This is a genomic window from Yinghuangia seranimata (assembly GCF_029953285.1).
GTDB classification, from domain to species: domain Bacteria; phylum Actinomycetota; class Actinomycetes; order Streptomycetales; family Streptomycetaceae; genus Yinghuangia; species Yinghuangia seranimata.
The window spans coordinates 1-1,331 of sequence record NZ_JASAOI010000109.1; the positions used below are offsets into that span (position 1 = coordinate 1).

1 protein-coding gene and 1 riboswitch are annotated in these 1,331 nt (G+C 72.9%); the gene reads right to left on the reverse strand.

Annotated elements, in window-relative coordinates; genetic code table 11:
* Nucleotides 1–171, reverse strand: a riboswitch (cyclic di-AMP (ydaO/yuaA leader). This riboswitch is flagged as partial in the annotation.
* A 364-nt stretch (nucleotides 172–535) separates the two neighbouring features.
* Nucleotides 536–1,331, reverse strand: a 796-nt coding sequence (locus QI554_RS43305; protein WP_485131025.1) for a DUF8189 domain-containing protein, incomplete at its 5' end; no start/stop codon positions are given.

Genomic DNA, 1,331 nt, shown 5'->3' on the forward strand with positions numbered 1-1,331 from the left:
CTACGCCTGCGAGGTGAGCTGTCGGATTCGGGCTGGAGTTGCCCGGCCGTCCCGCGAAACCGGTGTGCTGACACGGTTTCGGGCACGGCTTCACCCCAAGCCGGACCCGGCAAGGCCGGACCGGCGGAACTGCACCTGGTTCCCCCGCTTCTGCCGTGGCTGCTTTCTCAGCTGTCCCGTCCCGGCCGGCGGCAGAACTAGGCGTTCCGGTGGGAGGGGTCGGTGTGGGGACCGACGCGGAGCACGTTAGGCAGACCGCTCGCGAGATCACAAGCGACTCATCAGATGAGCAGGTTTACGACCGCATGGGGGCGGGAAACGTATGACTCCTTGTCACGCTGGCGCGTCAGAAGGTGTCCGAATTCCTACCATCGGTGGCCGTTTGTTGACCGCATGTGCAAATTCGTGGCATTGCGTGAGGTCATCGTCATGTGGCGTGACGGAGATGTGACCTGGGCCTCAATCGGAGGCGGCAATCCGAAATGTCCGACTTAAGGCTTTCGATCGTCGGAATCGGGTCGTTGCGGACAGTGAATCACTCGGTAATGCGGGTTGTTTGCCATGGAATGTCCGAATTGCCTACTGGTTGGGCGCCCTGACCAGGCGGTTCGCCGCTGACCGCGACGCTGAGCACGCCGTCCGTCCCGAGCCCCGCGACGACGATCCGCCCCCGCGCGTCGACCGCGACCGCGGGACCTGCCGTCACCGGCCCCGGCAGCGCCCCGCCCGGCGGCAGGACCGGGCCGCCGGGGCCGTCGGTGCCGTCGAGTGTCCCGACCCACGCCGCACCGTCCGCGGTGCACGCGGCAGCGACCGGCCCCGTCGGCGCCGCACCGCCCGCGGCCGGCGGCCCGAACCCGGCCACCGCCCCGGCGTCCGGACCCTGCACCCCCGCGACCGGGAACGGCTCGGCCCATCCGCCGCCCGGCGCACGCTCGCTCAGCGCCACGACGCGCCCCGTCCCGGCCTCCCGGTGCACCACGGTCAGCCGCCCGTCCGCGCTGCGGGCCACCGTCGGCGGCCCGACCGGCCGGTCGGCGGGCAGCGAGGCGTCCACACGCACCGTCCCCGCCGAGTCCTGCGACCAGTGGTGCACGGCGTCCCGCCCGGTCCCGAACACGTCGACACGCCCGCCGACCCCGGCCACCGCCGCGAGCCCCTCGACGACCTCGCCGCCGCCGAGCGCGCTCCACGGCCCCCAGCCGCCGTCCCTTCCGCCACCGTTCGCGGCCAGCACCCGCGCCGACACGCCCTTCCCCCGGTCGCGCACGAACACATACAGGCGTCCGTCGCCCCCGACCGCCGCGGCGGGCTCGCCCGCGCCGCGCCCG